The sequence below is a fragment of the Microbacterium sp. Root180 genome (assembly GCF_001428485.1).
In the GTDB taxonomy this organism is placed as follows: domain Bacteria; phylum Actinomycetota; class Actinomycetes; order Actinomycetales; family Microbacteriaceae; genus Microbacterium.
In genome coordinates, this window is record NZ_LMHS01000001.1 from 47004 (window position 1) to 65221 (window position 18218).

General features: G+C 71.5%; 16 protein-coding genes. 11 read left to right on the plus strand and 5 right to left on the minus strand.

Annotated features, from left to right (window positions below; genetic code table 11):
• From ASD93_RS00270 to ASD93_RS00280, 3 genes are all read right to left on the minus strand, one after another.
• Positions 1-1404, minus strand: coding sequence for an aspartate aminotransferase family protein (locus ASD93_RS00270; RefSeq protein ID WP_056117450.1), 1404 nt, complete (start codon positions 1402-1404; stop codon positions 1-3).
• 118 nt (positions 1405-1522) lie between these two features.
• Positions 1523-1786: a hypothetical protein gene (locus ASD93_RS15815; RefSeq protein ID WP_157536826.1), complete on the minus strand. Its 264-nt coding sequence runs from the start codon at positions 1784-1786 to the stop codon at positions 1523-1525.
• A gap of 85 nt (positions 1787-1871) precedes the next feature.
• On the minus strand, positions 1872-3041 hold the full coding sequence (locus tag ASD93_RS00280) for an ROK family transcriptional regulator (RefSeq protein WP_082569081.1): 1170 nt from the start codon (positions 3039-3041) through the stop codon (positions 1872-1874).
• Between the two features lie 133 nt (positions 3042-3174).
• Here ASD93_RS00280 and ASD93_RS00285 point away from each other — a divergent pair, with 133 nt between their 5' ends.
• From ASD93_RS00285 to ASD93_RS00300, 4 genes are read left to right on the plus strand one after another with little or no spacing between them, the layout of a single operon-like run.
• Entirely contained in the window at positions 3175-4476 is a 1302-nt protein-coding gene (locus ASD93_RS00285) for an ABC transporter substrate-binding protein (protein ID WP_082569082.1), read from the plus strand.
• A gap of 2 nt (positions 4477-4478) precedes the next feature.
• A complete protein-coding gene (locus ASD93_RS00290) occupies positions 4479-5477 on the plus strand; it encodes a carbohydrate ABC transporter permease (protein ID WP_056117462.1) in 999 nt (332 codons plus the stop codon).
• A gap of 1 nt (position 5478) precedes the next feature.
• Positions 5479-6369 carry a carbohydrate ABC transporter permease gene (locus ASD93_RS00295; protein ID WP_056117464.1) on the plus strand — a complete coding sequence of 297 codons (891 nt, stop codon included), beginning with the start codon at positions 5479-5481 and terminating at the stop codon, positions 6367-6369.
• Positions 6366-8723, plus strand: coding sequence for a beta-glucosidase family protein (locus ASD93_RS00300; protein WP_056117466.1), 2358 nt, complete (start codon positions 6366-6368; stop codon positions 8721-8723). Before ASD93_RS00295 ends, ASD93_RS00300 begins: the two co-directional genes overlap by 4 nt.
• 78 nt (positions 8724-8801) lie before the next feature.
• Here ASD93_RS00300 and ASD93_RS00305 read toward each other — a convergent pair whose 3' ends face one another.
• Positions 8802-9806, minus strand: coding sequence for a LacI family DNA-binding transcriptional regulator (locus ASD93_RS00305; RefSeq protein ID WP_056117469.1), 1005 nt, complete (start codon positions 9804-9806; stop codon positions 8802-8804).
• Positions 9807-9952: 146 nt separating this feature from the next.
• Here ASD93_RS00305 and xylA point away from each other — a divergent pair, with 146 nt between their 5' ends.
• The 7 genes from xylA (at position 9953) to ASD93_RS00340 (ending at position 17401) form a co-directional block, all read left to right on the plus strand.
• On the plus strand, positions 9953-11140 hold the full coding sequence (gene xylA, locus ASD93_RS00310; RefSeq protein ID WP_056117478.1) for a xylose isomerase: 1188 nt from the start codon (positions 9953-9955) through the stop codon (positions 11138-11140).
• A 150-nt stretch (positions 11141-11290) separates the two neighbouring features.
• Positions 11291-12595, plus strand: coding sequence for a xylulokinase (locus ASD93_RS00315; RefSeq protein WP_056117481.1), 1305 nt, complete (start codon positions 11291-11293; stop codon positions 12593-12595).
• A gap of 441 nt (positions 12596-13036) precedes the next feature.
• Positions 13037-13870 (plus strand): hypothetical protein, encoded by an 834-nt coding sequence (locus ASD93_RS00320; protein ID WP_056117484.1) that lies wholly within the window; start codon positions 13037-13039, stop codon positions 13868-13870.
• Positions 13871-13918: 48 nt separating this feature from the next.
• Positions 13919-14656, plus strand: coding sequence for a GTP pyrophosphokinase family protein (locus ASD93_RS00325; RefSeq protein ID WP_056117487.1), 738 nt, complete (start codon positions 13919-13921; stop codon positions 14654-14656).
• 132 nt (positions 14657-14788) lie between these two features.
• On the plus strand, positions 14789-15997 hold the full coding sequence (locus ASD93_RS00330) for a cation:proton antiporter (RefSeq protein WP_056117490.1): 1209 nt from the start codon (positions 14789-14791) through the stop codon (positions 15995-15997).
• Complete coding sequence (locus ASD93_RS00335; protein ID WP_056117493.1) at positions 15994-16479, plus strand: hypothetical protein; 486 nt, start codon at positions 15994-15996, stop codon at positions 16477-16479. Before ASD93_RS00330 ends, ASD93_RS00335 begins: the two co-directional genes overlap by 4 nt.
• 121 nt (positions 16480-16600) lie before the next feature.
• Entirely contained in the window at positions 16601-17401 is an 801-nt protein-coding gene (locus tag ASD93_RS00340) for a tryptophan-rich sensory protein (protein ID WP_056117496.1), read from the plus strand.
• Here the strand turns inward: ASD93_RS00340 and ASD93_RS00345 are convergent, their stop codons facing one another.
• Positions 17402-18148, minus strand: a complete 747-nt coding sequence (locus ASD93_RS00345) for a glutamine amidotransferase-related protein (RefSeq protein ID WP_056117499.1) — start codon at positions 18146-18148, stop codon at positions 17402-17404. It abuts the gene before it with no gap.
• Between the last annotated feature and the right edge of the window lie 70 nt (positions 18149-18218).

Below are 18218 nucleotides of genomic sequence, written 5' to 3' on the forward strand. Positions count from 1 at the left end.
TCAGAGCCGGGTCCAGGCCTCCGTCAGCACCGAGCGGAGGATCTGCTCGATCTCGGTGAACTCGCTCGGTCCGATGGTCAGCGGCGGCGCGAGCTGGATGACGGGGTCGCCCCGGTCGTCGGCGCGGCAGTAGAGACCGGCGTCGAACAGCGCCTTGGAGAGGAACCCGCGCAGCAGGCGCTCGGACTCGTCGTCGTCGAAGGTCTCCTTGGTGGCCTTGTCCTTGACGAGCTCGATGCCGAAGAAGTACCCGTCGCCGCGCACATCGCCGACGATGGGCAGGTCGGTGAGCTGCTCGAGCGTCGACCGGAACACCGGCGAGTTCTCGCGCACGCGCTCCAGGAGGCCCTCCTCCTCGAAGATGTCGAGGTTCTCGAGGGCGACGGCGCTCGAGACCGGGTGCCCGCCGAACGTGTAGCCGTGGTAGAACGCGCGGTCGCCGTGGGCGAACGGCTCGTAGATGCGGTCGCTGATGACCGTGCCGCCGAGGGGCGAGTAGCCGCTGGTGACCGCCTTGGCGAACGTGATCATGTCGGGCTGGTAGCCGTACGCGTCGCACGCGAACATGTGGCCGATGCGCCCGAACGCGCAGATGACCTCGTCGCTCACGAGCAGCACGTCGTACTTGTCGCAGATCTCGCGCACGCGCTGGAAGTAGCCGGGGGGCGGGGGGAAGCATCCGCCCGAGTTCTGCACCGGCTCGAGGAAGACCGCGGCGACGGTGTCTGGCCCCTCGAACTGGATCATCTCCTCGATGCGGTCCGCCGCCCACACGCCGAATTCCTCGAGGCTGCTCGTGGGGGCCCCCATGTCCTCAGCGCGGTAGAAGTTCGTGTTCGGCACACGGAAGCCGCCGGGCGTCAGCGGCTCGAACATCGCCTTCATCGCCGGGATGCCGGTGATCGCGAGGGCTCCGGAGGGGGTGCCGTGGTAGGCCACGGCACGCGAGATCACCTTGTGCTTGTTCGGCTGGCCCTGCAGCTTCCAGTAGTACTTCGCGAGCTTGAACGCGGTCTCGACGGCCTCGCCGCCGCCGGTCGAGAAGAACACCTTGTTGAGGTCGCCCGGCGCGTACGACGCGATGCGGTCGGCCAGCTCGATCGCGGCGGGGTGCGCGTAGGACCAGATCGGGAAGAACGCGAGCTGCTCCGCCTGCTTCGCGGCGACGTCGGCGAGGCGCTTGCGGCCGTGACCGGCTGCCACCACGAAGAGACCCGAGAGGCCGTCGATGTACTTCTTGCCCTGCGAGTCCCAGATGTGGTGACCCTCGCCCTTCACGATGATCGGGACGCCGGGCCCGTCGGTCATCACCGACTGGCGGGCGAAGTGCATCCACAGATGGTCCTTGGCCATCTGCTGCAGTTCCGCCTCGGTGCGGGCTTGGCGTTCGGTCGTGGTCGACATGGTGGGCCTTCCGTCGGGCTTTTCCCCGACGATACCCGCGCGCCCGCACCGCGGCCATGACGGTTCGTCCGGTTCGCGCGCCGGATGCGGCGGACCGTCCGCCGCGTGACGCCGGGCGTCAGTCCGCGCGGGCGTCGGGCATGGGTGTCGACGGCCCGGGGGTGGAGGGCCCGGGCGTGCCGGGGCCGGGCGACGGCGCCGGAGCGGGCGGCGCGCTCGGGGTCGGGAACGGCTCGGAGGGGGTCGGGACCGTCGGCTCGCTCGGGGTCGGGACCGTCGGCTCGCCGGGCGACGGGAACGTCGGCTCTTCGGGATTCGGGGCCAGCGGCTCGTCGGGGTGCGGGGCCGGCGGCTCGGACGGGAAGGTGTTCGGATCGCTCATGGGAAGGACCTCCAGCCTTCAGCATGCGCGGGTCGACGGCTTCCCTCACCCCCGTTGACCGCCTGAGCGCAGCGGTGTAGCGGGGTCAGCTCGCGGCGGCCGCGGGGTCGGCCAACAGTGGCTCGAACGCGGCTTCGGCGGCCCCGATGAGCAGGCGGTCCTCGGCGAGGGAGGCCACGCGGATGCCGAGCCCTTCCATGTTCGCGGGCATCGCCTGGGCGCCGACCGCGGCGGTGAGCCCGTCGATGTCGTGGGCGGCGAGGGTGGCCAGGAACCCGCCCAGCACGACGACGGAGGGATTGAGCACGTTGACCGCGTTGGCGAGGGCGGTCGAGAGGATGCCGCGCTGCCGCGCGAGCTCCGCCGTCACGGCCGGATCGTCCGAGGCCGCGAGAGCCTCGGCGAGCGTGGGCTCGTCGGCGGCGGTGAGTCCGACGGCCGCGAGCAGGAGACTGCGGCTGACCTCGTCCTCGAGCACACCGCCGCGGGCGCGACGGTCGGTCTCGGCGGCGATGCCCGGCCGGTTCTGCCCGAACTCGCCGGCATAGCCGCCCGCGCCGGCCACCGGCATCCCGTGCACGATCAGGCCGCCGCCGATGCCGCTCGCCCCGCCGTTGAGGTAGACGACGTGGTCGATGCCCCGTGCCGCCCCGTAGAGGTGCTCGGCGAGGGCGCCGAGGCTCGCGTCGTTGCCGACGAAGGTCGGCAGGCCCGTCGCGGCGGCGACGAGGTCGCGCACCGGGGAGTCGGTCCAATGCAGGTGGGGGGCGTTGCGCACGAGCCCGTCTGCGGCACGGACGAGGCCGGGCACGGCGAGTCCTACCGAGACGATGCGCGCGTGGGCGAGCGGCCCCGCACGCCACTGGGCGATCTTCGAGGCCACCAGGGCGGCGGTCTCCTCGGGACTGAGCACATGGTCGAGGTCGATGCGCTCGCGCCGCACGATCTCGCGGTCGAGGCCGACGGCGGCGATGGTCAGGGCATCGACTTCGGGGTGCGCGGCGACGGAGAGCACGCCGGGAGCGATCGCCACGACGGGCGACGGACGGCCCACGCGGCGCGAGGGGTCGGGCGCGCGCTCCTCGACCAGCCCGGCCCGTACCAGCTCGGCGACCAGGTCGGCGATCGTGGAGCGATTGAGGCCGGTCGCCTCGGTGAGCGTCGCGCGGGAGAGGGGTCCCTCGAGGTGGACGAGTCGCAGCAGACGCGCAAGGTTGCGCTGGCGCACGCCTTCGGCGGGGGACGGATCGCTCATTCCCCTCACTGTACGGGGGGGCGCAGCATCCCTTCGGTATTTGTTGCTCTTGACTCCAAATGGTCCCGGACGTACTCTGGCACCGTCCACATCACTTTCGACGCAGACGTCGAAACTTTCGAGAGGTTCGAAGATGAACACACGCAGCAGGATGCGGCTCGCGGCGGGCCTCGCCGCGACCGGTCTCGCAATCGGCGCCCTCAGCGGCTGCGCCGGCTCCGGCGATGGCGGCGAGGACGGAGGAGACGGCGAAGACGTCACGCTCACGTGGTGGCACAACGCCACCTCGGGCCCGTTGCCCGCCGTGTGGGAGGAGGTGGCCGCAGAGTTCGAGGCCGCGAACCCCGGCGTCACCGTCGAGCAGACGGGCTACCAGAACGAGGAGCTGCAGCGCACGCTCATCCCCAACGCGCTCGCCGCGGGCGACCCGCCCGACCTCTTCCAGGTGTGGCCGGGAGGCGAGCTGCGCGACCAGGTCGAGAACGGCTATCTCATGCCCCTCGACGAGGCCATCGGCGACACCGTGTCGTCCGTCGGCGCGACGGTCAACCCGTGGCAGGTCGGCGGCGAGACCTACGGCATCCCGTTCACGTTCGGCATCGAGGGCTTCTGGTACAACACCGAGCTGTTCGAGCAGGCCGGAGTCGAGGCCCCCACGACCCTCGACGAGCTGATCGACGTCGTCGGCGCGCTGCGCGATGCGGGCATCACGCCGATCGCCGTCGGCGCCGGCGACAAGTGGCCGGCCGCGCACTGGTGGTACCAGTTCGCGCTGCATTCCTGCTCGCCCGAGACGCTGCAGGCAGCAGAGACCGAGTTCGACTTCTCCGACGAGTGCTTCGTCGAGGCGGGCGAGCAGCTCGAGGACTTCCTCGGCATCAACCCGTTCCAGGAGGGGTTCCTGGGCACGCCGGCACAGACCGGCGCCGGCAGCTCGGCGGGACTCGTGGCCAACGGGCAGGCGGCGATGGAGCTCATGGGTCACTGGAACGCCGGCGTCATCGGCGGGCTCACGCCCGACGAGGAGATCCCGGAGTTCCTCGGCTGGTTCCCCTTCCCCGGCATCGAGGGCTCCGCGGGCGACCCGACGGCGGCGCTCGGCGGCGGTGACGGCTTCGGCTGCTCCGCCGAGGCACCGCCGGAGTGCGCCGATCTGCTCGCGTACATCCTGAGCCCCGAGGTGCAGGCGAAGTTCGCCGCGAGCGGGTCCGGCATCCCGACCGTCCCCGAGGCGCAGTCCGCCCTCGAGGACCCGAACCTCAAGATGGTCGCCGAAGGACTCGCCGCCGCCTCGTTCGTGCAGCTCTGGCTCGACACGGCCTACGGCACGACGGTCGGCAACGCCATGAACGAGGGCATCGTCAACCTGTTCGGCGGTGTCGGAACTCCCGAGGACGTCGTCACCAAGATGGAAGACGCCGCGGCGACTCTCTGACGATGACGGCTCTTCTCAACCCCGGGCCCGCGGTCTCCGCGGGCCCGGGCCCGACCCCCGACCGTTCGCGCCCGGTCCGACGGCGCGAGGGGCGCAAGCGCCTCGAGATCCTCATCCTCGTGGCGCCCGCACTCGTCCTGTTCATCGGATTCGTGATCCTGCCCGTGATCCTCGCGGCGGTCTACAGCTTCTACAACCTGCCGCCGGCGTTCCAGTGGGACGACCTCGCCGACCCGGAGCGCTTCGTCGGCTTCGACAACTACGTCCGCGCGCTCACCACGCCGGAGTTCCTCAAGGCGATCGGCAACAACTTCTTCATCCTGGTGATGTCGCTGCTCGTGCAGGGACCGATCGCGATCGGGATCGCCCTGCTGCTCAACCGGCCGCTGCGCGGCCGGGGGGCGCTGCGGCTGCTCATCTTCGTCCCGTACGTCCTGGCCGAGGTGATCGCCGGTCTGTCCTGGAAGCTGCTCCTCCAGCCCAACGGCGCCGTCAACGCGATCCTCGAGGCCGTCGGTCTCGGCGCGCTGACCCGCAACTGGCTCGCCGACCCCGGCATCGCGCTGTGGACGATCTTCTTCATCCTGACCTGGAAGTACATCGGCTTCGCGATCCTGCTCTTCCTCGCGGGACTCCAGGGCGTGCCCGACGAGCTCTCCGAGGCCGCTCAGCTCGACGGCGCCTCGTGGTGGCAGATCCAGCGCTACATCACGATTCCGCTGCTCGCGCCGACCATCCGCATCTGGGCGTTCCTGTCGATCATCGGCTCCCTGCAGGTCTTCGACATGGTCTGGGTCACCGTCGCGCCCACGGTGCGCGGCATGGCCACCGAGACGATGGCGACGTACATGGTCCAGCAGGGTCAGTTCGCCGGCCAGCCCGGCTACGGCAGCGCCATCGCCGTCATCCTCTTCGTCATCTCGCTCGTCGTCGCCCTGGTGTACCAGCGTCTCGCGCTGCACCGGGACCTGCGCGGAGCCCTCACGAGCGGAGTCCGCTGACATGACCGCCACCTCGACGATCGTCACCGGGATGCCGCGCGCGGCCGAGCCCGCGGGCCGTCGCTTCGACTGGGGACAGCCGTTCGTCTATCTGATCGCGCTCGTGACCGTCGCCGTCGCCGTCGGGCCGGTGCTGTACGTCTTCATCGGCGGGTTCCGCACGACGGCCGACCTGAACGCCCATCCGGCCGGGATGCCCGATCCGTGGACGGTGCAGAACTGGATCGCCGTGCTCTCGGCGCCGCGCTTCTGGGGGAACGTCTTCGCGAGCTCTGTCCTCGCCGTCGCCACCACCGTCGGCGTCGTGATCGCCGGGGTCATGGCCGCGTTCGTCCTGGCGCGCTACACGTTCCGGGGACGCGAGGGCCTCTACACGCTCTTCGCCGCCGGCCTGATGTTCCCGCTGACGGTGGCCGCGCTGCCACTGACGCTGCTGCTGCGGACGATGGGCCTGCACGGCACCTACCTCGGCGTGATCATCCCCGGCATCGCGTTCGCCCTGCCCACGACGATCATCATCCTGGTGCCCTTCCTCCGGGCGATCCCGGCCGAGCTGGAGGAGGCGGCGGTGATCGACGGCGCGTCGCGCCTCGGCTTCTTCTGGCGCATCCTTCTGCCCCTCTCGAAGCCGGCTCTGGTGACGGTCGGCATCCTCGCGTTCGTCGGCAGCTGGAACGGCTATCTCCTCCCGCTCCTGGTGATCAGCACCGGCACGCTCCCCCAGGAGCTGTGGCCGCTTCCGCTGGGAGTGACGCAGTTCTCGTCGCAGTATTCGCAGGACACGGGGGCCGTCCTCGCGTACACCTCGCTCGCGATGATCCCCGCGCTCATCTTCTTCCTGTCGATGCAGAAGCAGATCGTGGGCGGACTGACCGGGGCGGTGAAGGGATGACGCTGCACGATGTTCATGTCGACGCCGCATGGCGCGACACCGATCGCCCCCTCGATGAGCGCGTCGATGCGCTCATCGCGGCGATGACCACGGCCGAGAAGGTCGCACAGCTGTACGGCGTGTGGGTCGGAGCATCCGATGACGGCGAAGACGTCGCGCCGCATCAGCACGACCTGAGCGACCCGGTCGACCTCGATCAGCTCCTGCCCGCGGGACTGGGGCAGCTCACACGACCATTCGGCACGGCGCCGGTGGATCCCGCCGTCGGTGCCCTCTCGCTCATGCGGGCCCAGCAGCGCATCATGGCGGCGAACCGGTTCGGGGTCCCCGCGATCGCGCACGAAGAGTGCCTCGCGGGCTTCGCGACGTGGGGAGCGACGGCGTACCCCGTCCCGCTGAGCTGGGGCGCGACGTTCGATCCCGACCTCGTGCGCGAGCTCGGCGCGCGGATCGGCGCCGACATGCGCTCGGTCGGCGTGCATCAGGGCCTCGCGCCGGTGCTCGATGTCGTGCGCGACGCCCGCTGGGGCCGCGTCGAGGAGACGATCGGCGAGGACCCCTACCTCGTCGGGACGGTCGCGACCGCGTACATCCAGGGCGTCGAGCGGGCGGGCGTGATCGCGACGCTCAAGCACTTCGTCGGCTACTCGGCCTCGCGAGCGGGTCGCAACCTGGCGCCGGTGTCGGTCGGACCACGCGAGCTGGCCGACGTGCTGCTCCCGCCCTTCGAGATGGCGCTGCGCGAGAGCGGCGTGCGGTCGGTGATGAACTCGTACACCGATCTCGACGGTGTTCCCACGGCGGCCGACGCGTCGCTCCTCACCGGCCTCCTGCGCGACACGTGGGGGTTCGACGGCACGGTGGTCGCCGACTACTTCTCGGTCGCGTTCCTCAAGGAGCTGCACGGCCACAGCGAAGGATGGACGGATGCCGCGGCCGCCGCCCTCGGGGCGGGCATCGACGTCGAGCTCCCGACGGTGAAGACCTTCGGCCCCGATCTCGTCGCGGCGGTCGAGGACGGCCGCGTGGACCCCGCCCTGGTCGACCGGGCCCTGCGCCGGGTCCTGCTCCAGAAGGCGCAGCTCGGGATGCTCGACCCGCAATGGTCGCCGGTCCCGGACGTGCTCGCCCAGGTGCCGGATGCCGCCGCCGAGGACGTCCGGGGGCTCGTCGATCTCGATCCTCCGGCCAACCGGGCGCTGGCGCGGCGCATCGCGGAGGAGGCCGTCGTCCTGGTGAAGAACGACGGGCTGCTTCCGATCGCGCCCGCCGCGCGGATCGCGGTGATCGGTCCGACGGCCGTCGATCCGTTCGCCGTGCTGGGGTGCTACTCGTTCCCCGCCCACGTCGGGGTGCGGCATCCGGAGCTTCCCATCGGGATCGATCTGCCGACGCTGCGCGAGGCCGTCGCCGCGGAGTTCCCGAAGGCGGAGGTCGTCTGGGCGGCGGGCACCTCGATCGACGGCGGCGAGACCGAGGGGTTCGCGGCGGCGCGGGACGCGGCATCCGGAGCCGACCTCGTCGTCCTCGCGCTCGGCGATCGCGCCGGGCTCTTCGGGCGCGGCACGAGCGGTGAAGGCTGCGACGTGGCCGACCTCACCCTTCCGGGCGCGCAGCAGCAGCTGCTGGACGAGATCCTCGCCACCGGCGTGCCGACCGTGGTGACCCTCCTCGCCGGCCGTCCCTACGCGCTCGGCGACGCGCCCGAGCACGCCGCGGCGATCGTGCAGACCTTCTTCGCCGGCGAGGAGGGGACGGGGGCGATCACCGGTGTGCTGAGCGGCCGGGTGAATCCGAGCGGACGTCTTCCCGTCAGCATCCCGCGCGATCCCGGGGCACAGCCCTCGACGTATCTGGCGGCCACGCTCGCACGTCGCACCGATGTGTCGAGCATCGATCCCTCTCCGGCGTATCCGTTCGGCCACGGTCTCGGCTACGCGCCGGCAGTGTGGTCGGATGCCGCCGCCGACGTGGACGAGATGCCGGCGACGGGCGCCGTCACCGTGTCGATCCAGGTCGGCAACGCGGGCGACCGGGCCGGGGTCGAAGTGGTGCAGCTCTACCTGCACGATCCGGTCGCCTCGACCGTGCGGCCCGTGCAGCGGCTCATCGGGTACGCGCGCGTCGCATTGGAGGCGGGGGAGCGCGTGCGGGTGACCTTCGAGGTCCCGGCGGATCTCGCGGCCTTCACGGGCATCGACGGCCGCCGCGTCGTCGAGCCCGGCGAGATCGTGCTCGGCTTCGGCCGCTCCAGCGGTGAGATCGTCGCGACCCGCACGGTGCGGATCACCGGCCGTCCCCTCTACGTCGACCACACCCGCCGCCTCCACCCCACGGTAACCCTGACCCCCTGACCCCCCGCTTGCCGAGAACGCGACTGTGTCACCGCCCGGGGGGCGGATAGAGACACAGTCGCGTTCTCGGCGAGCTGGTCAGGTGAGGGGAGCGGTGCTGCCTCGGACAACGAGATGCGTCGCGAGATCCATCCGAAGGGTGTCGACCGTCGCACCGTCGGCGAGCCGCAGTGCGAGCCGGGTCGCCTCCTCGCCCATCCGGCGCAGCGGCTGATGCACGGTGGTCAGCTGCGGGCTCATCCAGCGTGCGAGCGCGATGTCGTCGTAGCCGACGACCGAGAGGTCCTCCGGCACGCTGAGGCCCGCCGCTGATCCCGCGGCGATCACACCGAGCGCCTGCAGGTCGCTGCCCGCGAAGAACGCCGTCGGCGGATCGGCCAGGTCCAGCAGCTCCCGTGCGTGGCGCTCGCCGCCGCCCGGGTGGAAGTCCCCGAAGCGGATCAGCTCGGGGTCGATGGGGAGCCCCGCCGCGTTCATCGCGGAACGGTAGCCGTCGACGCGGGCGAGCGAGCACATCATGTCCTCGGGGCCGGTGATCGCGGCGATGCGCCGATGCCCGAGTTCGATGAGGTGGCGGGTGGCCATGAGACCGCCCGACCAGTTCGCCGACCCCACCGACGGCACGTCAGGTGACGGGTCGCCGGCCGGGTCGACGATGACGAACGGGATCCCCCGGGAGCGCAGCTTCTCGCGATAGCCGGCTTCGAGGTCCGAGAACACGAGCACGACCCCGACGGGGCGGCGGCGGAGGACACCGTCGATCCAGTCGGACGACGGCGCATGGCGGTCACCGCTCACCGTCAGCACGACGGAGAGACCCGCCGCGTGGGCGACCTCCTCGACTCCCTCGATGACCTCCATGGACCAGCTCGGCTCGAGTTCATGGAAGACCAGCTCGACGACCTCGCTGCGCTGGGCCGCGGTGCGGCGTCGGTAGCCGTGACGGTTGAGATGCTCCTCGAGCCGGGCGCGGGTGGCGGGGGCGACATCCGTGCGCCCGTTGAGCACCTTCGACATCGTCGCGAGGGAGACGCCGGCCTCGGCGGCGATCTCGGCCAGCGTGACGCGAGGAGTGTCGGACATGCGTCGATGCTAACCCTCGAAAGTATCGGACGCGCGACGGCATCTCTCGGAGCGCATCGAGGGGCGAGGGCGGCGGTGGACGCGGCATCCGATCTGGTATAGGTTGTCTGCAACAACATTTGTTCACTGTCGAACCCAGGAGCGTCATGCCCACCCCCACTCGCGACGACAAGTTCTCGTTCGGTCTCTGGACCGTCGGCTACAACGGCACCGACCCGTTCGGCGGCCCGACCCGCCACGCCCTCGATGTCGTCCACGTCGTCGAGAAGCTCGCCGAGCTCGGCGCCTACGGCCTCACGTTCCACGACGACGACCTCTTCGCCTTCGGCTCGACCGATGCCGAGCGTCAGAGCCAGATCGACCGTCTCAAGGGCGCGCTCGCCGACACCGGCCTGATTGTGCCGATGGTCACCACCAACCTCTTCTCCGCGCCCGTCTTCAAGGACGGCGGCTTCACCGCCAACGATCGCGACGTGCGCCGCTTCGCGCTGCGCAAGGTGTTCCGTCAGCTCGACCTCGGTGCCGAGCTCGGCGCGAAGACCTTCGTCATGTGGGGCGGTCGCGAGGGCGCCGAGTACGACTCGGCCAAGGACATCCGCCAGGCGCTCGAGCGCTACCGCGAGGCCGTGAACCTGCTTGGGGACTACGTCACCGACAAGGGCTACGACATCCGCTTCGCCATCGAGCCCAAGCCCAACGAGCCCCGCGGCGACATCCTGCTTCCGACGCTCGGCCACGCGATCGCGTTCATCGACTCGCTCGAGCGCCCCGAGCTCGTTGGCCTCAACCCCGAGGTCGGCCACGAGCAGATGGCCGGACTCAACTTCGCCGCCGGCATCGCGCAGGCGCTGTTCCACGGGAAGCTCTTCCACATCGACCTCAACGGCCAGCGCGGCATCAAGTACGACCAGGACCTCGTGTTCGGCCACGGCGACCTCCACAACGCGTTCGCCCTCGTCGACCTGCTCGAGAACGGCGGCCCCGGCGGCGTTCCCGCCTACGAGGGTCCGCGCCACTTCGACTACAAGCCCTCGCGCACCGAGGACGAGAAGGGCGTGTGGGAGTCGGCCGCGGCCAACATGCAGACCTACCTGCTGCTCAAGGAGCGTGCCGCGGCCTTCCGCGCCGATCCCGAGGTGCAGGAGGCGCTCGCCGCCGCGAAGGTCGACGAGCTCTCGACCCCGACGCTGAACCCGGGGGAGTCCTACGACGACTTCCTCGCCGACCGCTCGGCCTACGAGGACTTCGACGCCGGCGTGTACCTCGGCGGCAAGGGCGGCGGGTTCGTGCGCCTGCAGCAGCTCGCCACCGAGCACCTGCTCGGCGCCCGCTGACGCATCCGCAGCGGCCGGGTCGCAGCATCCGGCCGCTGCGGCCCGCCCTGCGGCTGTGCATGTCCCACTTTCGCTCGAACAGGGGGTGCCTAGCGGTGGAGATCGGGACATGAAGAGCCGAAATCGGGACACGAAGGAAGGTCGGGAGCGATGTCGCTCGTGATGGGAGTCGATTCGTCGACGCAGTCGTGCAAGGTCGTGGTGACGGATGCTGCCACCGGCGCCGTCGTGCGCGAGGGGCGCGCGTCGCACCCGCCGGGCACCGAGGTGCACCCGGGCGCCTGGTGGGCGGCCCTGCGTGCAGCGATCACGGACGCCGGCGGGCTCGCCGACGTCGAGGCATGGGCCGTCGGCGGACAGCAGCACGGCATGGTCGTGCTCGACGACGAGGGACGCGTGATCCGCGACGCGCTGCTGTGGAACGACACCCGCTCGGCGGCCGCCGCGGCCGACCTGATCGACGAGTTCGGAGCCGACGTGCTCGCGCAGCGCACCGGTCTGGTGCCGGTCGCGTCCTTCACGCTCACGAAGCTGCGCTGGCTGCGGGATGCCGAGCCCGACAACGCCGCACGCGTGGCGGCCGTGGCGCTTCCGCACGACTGGCTCACATGGCGCCTGCGCGGCTTCGGGCCGGCGGGCGAGTCGCCGCGCGGTCCCGTGCTCGACGAGCTCGTGACGGACCGGTCGGATGCATCGGGCACCGGCTACTGGAACCCGGCGACCGGCGGGTACGACCGGGAGCTCCTCGTCGCCTCGCTCGGGCGCGACGCCGTGCTCCCCCGTGTGCTCGGACCCGACGAGTGGGTGCTCGACGACGACGGGCGCCGCGTCGGCGGCGGAGCCGGTGACAACGCCGGTGCCGCCCTCGGCCTCGGTGCAGGGCCGGGCGACGTCGTCGTGTCGATCGGCACGAGCGGGACGGTGTTCGCGGTGAGCGAGGAGCGCACGATCGACCCGTCCGGCACCGTCGCCGGGTTCGCCGACTGCACGGGACGGTTCCTGCCGCTCGTCGCGACGCTCAACGCCGCACGCGTGCTCGACGCGGTCGCGGGCCTCCTCGGCGTCGACCACGCCGAGCTCTCCCGTCTCGCTCTGCACGCCGAGCCCGGCGCGGGGGGTCTCGCTCTGGTGCCCTACTTCGAGGGCGAGCGCACGCCGAACCTTCCCGATGCGACCGCCTCGCTCACCGGCATGACGCTCGCCTCGACGACGCGCGAGAACCTCGCGCGGGCCGCGGTCGAGGGCATGCTGTCGGGCCTCGCGGCGGGGCTCGAGGCGCTGCGCGGCCTGGGGGTGCCCCTCGGGCGCGCCCTGCTCATCGGCGGCGGAGCGCAGTCCGAGGCCGTGCGGGCGATCGCGCCGCTCGTGCTGGGGCTCGAGGTCGAGGTACCCGAACCGGGCGAGTACGTCGCCGTCGGCGCCGCACGTCAGGCCGCGTCGGTCCTCCCGGACTGAGGCCGCTCGGCCTGGCTTGGTCTTTCCGGGGGGCCATTCGCTGCCCGGGGCATTCGCTTCCCGGCGACGGTGATTCGCCGGAATCAGGACGATTCCGCCCAGATCAGCCTGATCTCGGGCGGATCGCCTGATCTCGGCCGTCGCCTGATCTCGGTGGGCGGCGTGACCTCGCCAGGCGCCCGATCTCGGTAGGCGGGATGTCGGGGACAGCCTTCCGCGGTCCAGAAACGAGGAGACACGCCGCGCGGCGAACTCCGCCGGCGACTCCTCGGCGGGTTCTTCCTCGTTCTTGGACCGTCCACACGTCCGGGCGCCGGGCACGCCCCCCCGCTCGGCCGCGACCCCGCGCCGCCCGGCCCCCGCCGCGCCCCGCCCCGCCCCGGCCCGCCGCGCCGCGCCCCGCACTCGCGCGCCTGTCCCACCCTGGGACAGGATGGGCGTGTGGCTGACCGCTCCGACCTCGACGCGATCGCGGCGGAGCTCTACGCGCTCCCGCCCGCCGAGTTCACCGCGGCGCGCAATCACGAGGCGGGCATGGCCGACCGCTCGATCGCGGCGCAGGTGAAGGCGCTGCGCAAGCCGACCGTGGCCGCATGGGCGGTGAATCTGCTCGCTCGGCAGGGGCAGCTCGCCGACGCGATCGAGCTCTCGGCGGCGCTGCGCGAGGCGCAGGACGACCTCGACGCCGCCGAGCTCTCGCGCCTGGGTCGGCAGCGCCGCCAGCTCGTCGCGGCCCTCGCGACACAGGCCGTCGACCTGGCGAAGGACGCGGGCGTCGAGGTCAGCGGCGCCGCTCGCGACGACGTCGAGAAGACGGTGAACGCCGCGGTGATGGATGCCGCGGCCGCCGCCGCCGTGATGACGGCACGCCTCGTCACGGCGCTCGAGGCCGGCACGTTCGAGCCGTCCGATCTGGCCGACGCCGTCGGTGGCTCGCTTCCGGGCGTCGCGGCCGCACCCGCGCAGGACGACCTCGCGGAGCGCCGTGCGCGCAAGGCGGCCGAGAAGGCGGCTCGCGAGGCCGACCGCGCCGCGAACGAGGCGGAGCGCGAGCTCGCACGCATCGACGCGAAGCGCCAGAAGCTCCAGGAGCGCGTCGACCATGTGACCGAGCGCATCGACGATCTGCGCCGCGATCTCGAGCGTCTCGAGGCCGACAGGGCGACCGCCGAGTCCGCACTCGGCGGTATCGAGGAGGAGCGGCGGGAGGCGGCATCCCGTGCCCGCACCACCGCCGTCGATGCGCAGCGGGCGCGCGACGCCCTGGAGGACTGAGGCCGGTCTCACAGGAGTCTCGTAGCCGGCGTGCCTAGCGTGGTCGGCATGGCGAACACGGCGCCCTCGGCGCACGCAGCGAGTCCGGATGAGACGGCGATCACGGTGTCGGCGGCGGAGCTGCGGGAGCTGCGCGACGAGTTCGAGCGCTTCCTGATGGAGTACCGGTTCGGCATGCAGGAGGTCGAGACGAAGCTCGGCATCCTTCGCGACGAGTTCCAGCTCGTGCACGACTACAACCCCATCGAGCACGTCTCGAGCCGTGTGAAGTCGCCGGACAGCCTCGTCGAGAAGGTGCAGCGCAAGGGTGTCGAGCCCGACTTCGCGTCGATCCGCGACAGCATCACCGACATCGCCGGGGTGCGGGTCACCTGCAGCTTCGTCGCCGACGCCTATCGGCTGTTCGACCTGCTCACCGCGCAGGACGACATCGAGGTCCTGCAGGTCAAGGACTACATCGCCCACCCGAAGCCGAACGGGTACAAGAGTCTGCACGCGATCGTGTCGGTGCCGGTGTTCCTCTCGAGCGGCCGCGTGGAGGTTCCCGTCGAGGTGCAGTTCCGCACGATCGCAATGGACTTCTGGGCCAGCCTCGAGCACAAGATCTACTACAAGTACGACACCAACGTCCCCGGCGAGCTCCTCGACAGCCTCAAGGACGCCGCCCACACCGCCGCCGAGCTCGACGAGCGCATGGAGCGGCTGCACCGCGAGATCCGCGGGGCTTCCCACGTGCGTCCGCCTCGACTACGCGCGGCCGGCCCGCGCCGGGCGATCGAGGCCTGACGCCGCCGTCCCCTCCGCCTGACCGCGAGCCGCAGGTGACCGCTGGCCAGCGCTCGCGCCGCGGCCGAGCCCCCGTCGGCATCACCCGCCGCGGGTGGGCCGTCCTCCCCGGCCCCTCGCTAGGGTGTGTGCGTGGACGACCTCGAGCCGACGATGCTCATCATCCCCATCCTCGGCGTGCTCGCGCCTCTGATGGCGCGGGGGCTGAGCCGATGGGTGCGGGTTCCGATCGTCGTGTTCGAGCTGGTGCTCGGGATCCTCGTCGGGCCGAGCGTGCTGGGCTGGGCGCAGCCGGATGCCTTCCTCGACGTTCTGGCGGAGTTCGGGCTGGCGATGCTGTTCTTCGTCGCCGGGTCCGAGATCGAGTTCAGCGCCTTGCGCGGGCGCACCGGCAGACGGGCGTCGCTGGGGTGGCTCCTCAGCCTTGCGATCGGCGTGGGCCTCGCATGGGTGTTCGTCCCCGGCGAGGAGGCCGTGATCATCGGCATCGCACTGTGCTCGACGGCCCTGGGCACGATCCTGCCCGTCCTGCGCGACGCGGGTGAGCTCCGGACGCCGTTCGGCAGGGCCATCGGCGCGATCGGCGCCGTCGGCGAGTTCGGACCCCTGATCGCGATCTCGCTGTTCCTCGGCGGGAAGTCGCCGGGCATCGAGACCATCGTTCTCGTCCTCTTCGCCCTGGTGGCGGGGCTGGCGATCTGGCTCGCACTGCGGGTGCCGCGTGGCGCGATGCACCGGTTCGTCAACTCGACGCTCCACACGTCCGGGCAGTTCGCGATCAGGGTGGTGCTGCTCATCCTGTCGGCGCTCATCGCGCTGAGCTTGGTCCTCGACCTCGACATCCTCCTCGGCGCGTTCGCGGCCGGCATCGTGTGGCGCCTGCTCATGCGCGATGCCGCCGAACCCGACCGTGCGGCCGTCGAGAGCAAGATCGAGGCCGTGGCGTTCGGTTTCCTGGTGCCGATCTTCTTCATCTACACCGGAGTGACCTTCGACCTGTCCGCGCTCCTCGCGCAGCCCGTGCTGTTCCTGTTCCTGCCGGTCGTCCTGGTCGCGCTGCTGCTCGTGCGCGGGCTGCCGTCCATGCTCGCGGCGCCTGAGGGATCGTCCGTCCGTGACCGCGTATCCGTGGCCCTCCTCGGTGCGACCGCGCTCCCGATCATCGTCGCGGTCGCGGCGATCGGTGTGGAGGAGGGCATTCTGTCCTCGGCGACGTCGGCCCTGCTCGTGGGAGCGGGCATGCTGTCGGTGCTCCTCTTCCCGCTCGTCGCGATGAGCCTGCGCGGCGAGCGCCGTGCCCTGACCTCGGCCCCGTCACCGGTCGAAGACGACGCGGCGTGACGACCTCCGCCTTGCTCGACTCCGCGCGCGCCCGGCTGGCGGACGCCCCGCGCGAGGGGCTGGGTGAGCTGGTCGAGTCGCGGCGGATCCTCGGCCTCGGCCGAGCGCCGCGCATCGTGCCCCGCGGGTCCGGGTGGCACCTCGGCGTGCTGCTGCTCACCGACGACGCCGTGCTCGCGACCGGCGAGATCCTCCGGGCGCGCACCGAGGCCCGCCGCGGGTACACGGCCGAGTCCCAGCGGCTGCGGGCGGAGCTCGCGGCGGCCGCCCGACGCGGCGGATTCGACGAGGCCGCCATCGTGCACATCGGGTGGCGGATGCTGCAGCCCGACGCCGTCGACCGGGGAGAGGCATCCGGTCCCCTCGCGCTTGTCGACGGGGTGCCGAGCGTGCGGTGGAGTGCGTCGGGCGGATTCGTCCCGCTCGAGCGCTACCTCGACGAGCGGATCGAGCTGCTCGCCCACCCGCCCGCCGGCGCGTGAGCTCACCCCCCGGTCGTTGAGCGAGCGGAGCGAGTCGAAACGCCCGCCCGCCGGTCGTAGTCGGGCCGCGCCGGGCTGTCAACGGGGTGCGCCGTGGGCGACGCCTTCCTACGGTGGAGGAATGGCCGCCAGAGATCTCGCCCGCCAGATCGTCGTCATCAGTGCGTTCTGCTTCATGATCGTCGCCGCGATGGTGGGGACGGGGCTCCTCGGCGGCACGCCGGTGCAGGACCTGCAGGACGGCGCCCTCGACGCCGACGGGTCGTACCTCGCTCCGGCGACCTCGGCGTTCTCGATCTGGTCGGTGATCTACGTCGGGCTGTTCGCCTACACGGTGTGGCAGGCCCTTCCGCGGCAGCGTTCGCGCACGCGCCAGCGGGCGCTCGGGTGGCTGATCGCGGGCACGATGGTGCTCAACGGGCTGTGGCTCGTCACCGCGCAGTTCGCGACGCTGCCCCTCACGGTGGCGGCGATCGTGGCGCTGCTCGCGCTGCTGGCCGTGACCTTCCGCCGGGCGGTGCTCCAGCCGGGTCGCGGGTCGGCGGACGCGCTGCTCATCGACGGCGTGACGGGACTGCACCTCGGCTGGGTCACGCTCGCCACGGTCGCGAACACCGCTGCCTGGCTGACCACGATCGTTCCCGAGGAGGCTGCGGAGTCCGCGACGCTGTGGGGGGTGCTGGTGCTGGTCGTCGTCGCGGTGATCGGCGTCGCGATCGCGTGGGCGAGCCACTGGCGCATCGCACCCGGGCTCGCCATGGCGTGGGGACTGGTGTGGATCGGGGTGGGCCGGCTCGTCTTCGAGCCCGAGAGCACGCCGATCGGCGTGACGGCGATCATCGTCGCGGTCATCGTGATCGCGGTGCCGCTGGTGGGCACGGTGCTGCACCGGGCGGCCGACGTCCGAAACGCCGAGGTGTGATCAGGCGGCGGGAGCGAACTGCCGGGAGAACGCGCGCAGGAGCCGGACCGGCTCGGTGACGGATGCCGCGAGCACGCGTCCCGCGATGGCGTCGTAGGCGTCTGCCTCGAAGTAGCCGTCGTCGCGGTACACGGCCATGCGCTCGGTGAACGCCTTCGTCGTCGGCTCGGGATGGAACTGCGTCGCGTAGAGACGGTCGCCCACGACATAGGCCTGCACCGGGCAGGCGTCGTTGACGGCGAGGAGCGTCGACCCCGGCGGCGGCGCGGCGGTGCCCTCCTTGTGCGCCGTGAGCGCGGTGAAGCGATCGGCGAGCCCGCCGAACAGAGGATCCGAGGCGGCAGCCGGCGCGAGCTGGACGGTGACCGGGCCGGTGTCCTCCGGATACGCCCGGCTGACCTCTCCGCCGAGCATGCGCGTGACGACCCCGATCCCGTAGCAGGTGAACAGGGCGGCCGGGCCCTCGGCGCGGGCCGCCCGTGACGCGATGCGCTCGAGGTCGGCCTCAAGGCGGCGCTGCACGTCGGTCTTGGTCGACTCGGGGTCGGCGATGTTGAACGGGCTGCCGCCGACGAGGAAGCCGCTGTAGCGGTCGAAGACGTCGTCGGGGAGCGGCTCTCGCACGAGGTCGTGGTGCCCGAGGCTGTCCTCGTCGAGGTGCATGGCGGTACGGAAGGACTCGTACTCGGCGGCCGCCGCACCGAGCTGCGGCCGCACGCACACGTAGAGCAGCGGCGCGGTCGTCATGGCGTGAAGTCTAGGCGGCGGCATCCGCTCGCGCGATCTTGCGAGAACCTCGTGACGGCGTGTATCACCG

Excerpts from the sequence above, each read along its gene's own strand:
- ASD93_RS00270 (WP_056117450.1), bottom strand. The coding sequence starts at position 1,404 with ATGTCGACCACGACCGAACGCCAAGCCCGCACCGAGGCGGAACTGCAG.
- ASD93_RS15815 (WP_157536826.1), bottom strand. The coding sequence starts at position 1,786 with ATGAGCGATCCGAACACCTTCCCGTCCGAGCCGCCGGCCCCGCACCCC.
- ASD93_RS00280 (WP_082569081.1), bottom strand. The coding sequence starts at position 3,041 with ATGAGCGATCCGTCCCCCGCCGAAGGCGTGCGCCAGCGCAACCTTGCG.
- ASD93_RS00285 (WP_082569082.1), top strand. The coding sequence starts at position 3,175 with ATGAACACACGCAGCAGGATGCGGCTCGCGGCGGGCCTCGCCGCGACC.
- ASD93_RS00290 (WP_056117462.1), top strand. The coding sequence starts at position 4,479 with ATGACGGCTCTTCTCAACCCCGGGCCCGCGGTCTCCGCGGGCCCGGGC.
- ASD93_RS00295 (WP_056117464.1), top strand. The coding sequence starts at position 5,479 with ATGACCGCCACCTCGACGATCGTCACCGGGATGCCGCGCGCGGCCGAG.
- ASD93_RS00300 (WP_056117466.1), top strand. The coding sequence starts at position 6,366 with ATGACGCTGCACGATGTTCATGTCGACGCCGCATGGCGCGACACCGAT.
- ASD93_RS00305 (WP_056117469.1), bottom strand. The coding sequence starts at position 9,806 with ATGTCCGACACTCCTCGCGTCACGCTGGCCGAGATCGCCGCCGAGGCC.
- xylA (WP_056117478.1), top strand. The coding sequence starts at position 9,953 with ATGCCCACCCCCACTCGCGACGACAAGTTCTCGTTCGGTCTCTGGACC.
- ASD93_RS00315 (WP_056117481.1), top strand. The coding sequence starts at position 11,291 with ATGTCGCTCGTGATGGGAGTCGATTCGTCGACGCAGTCGTGCAAGGTC.
- ASD93_RS00325 (WP_056117487.1), top strand. The coding sequence starts at position 13,919 with ATGGCGAACACGGCGCCCTCGGCGCACGCAGCGAGTCCGGATGAGACG.
- ASD93_RS00340 (WP_056117496.1), top strand. The coding sequence starts at position 16,601 with ATGGCCGCCAGAGATCTCGCCCGCCAGATCGTCGTCATCAGTGCGTTC.
- ASD93_RS00345 (WP_056117499.1), bottom strand. The coding sequence starts at position 18,148 with ATGACGACCGCGCCGCTGCTCTACGTGTGCGTGCGGCCGCAGCTCGGT.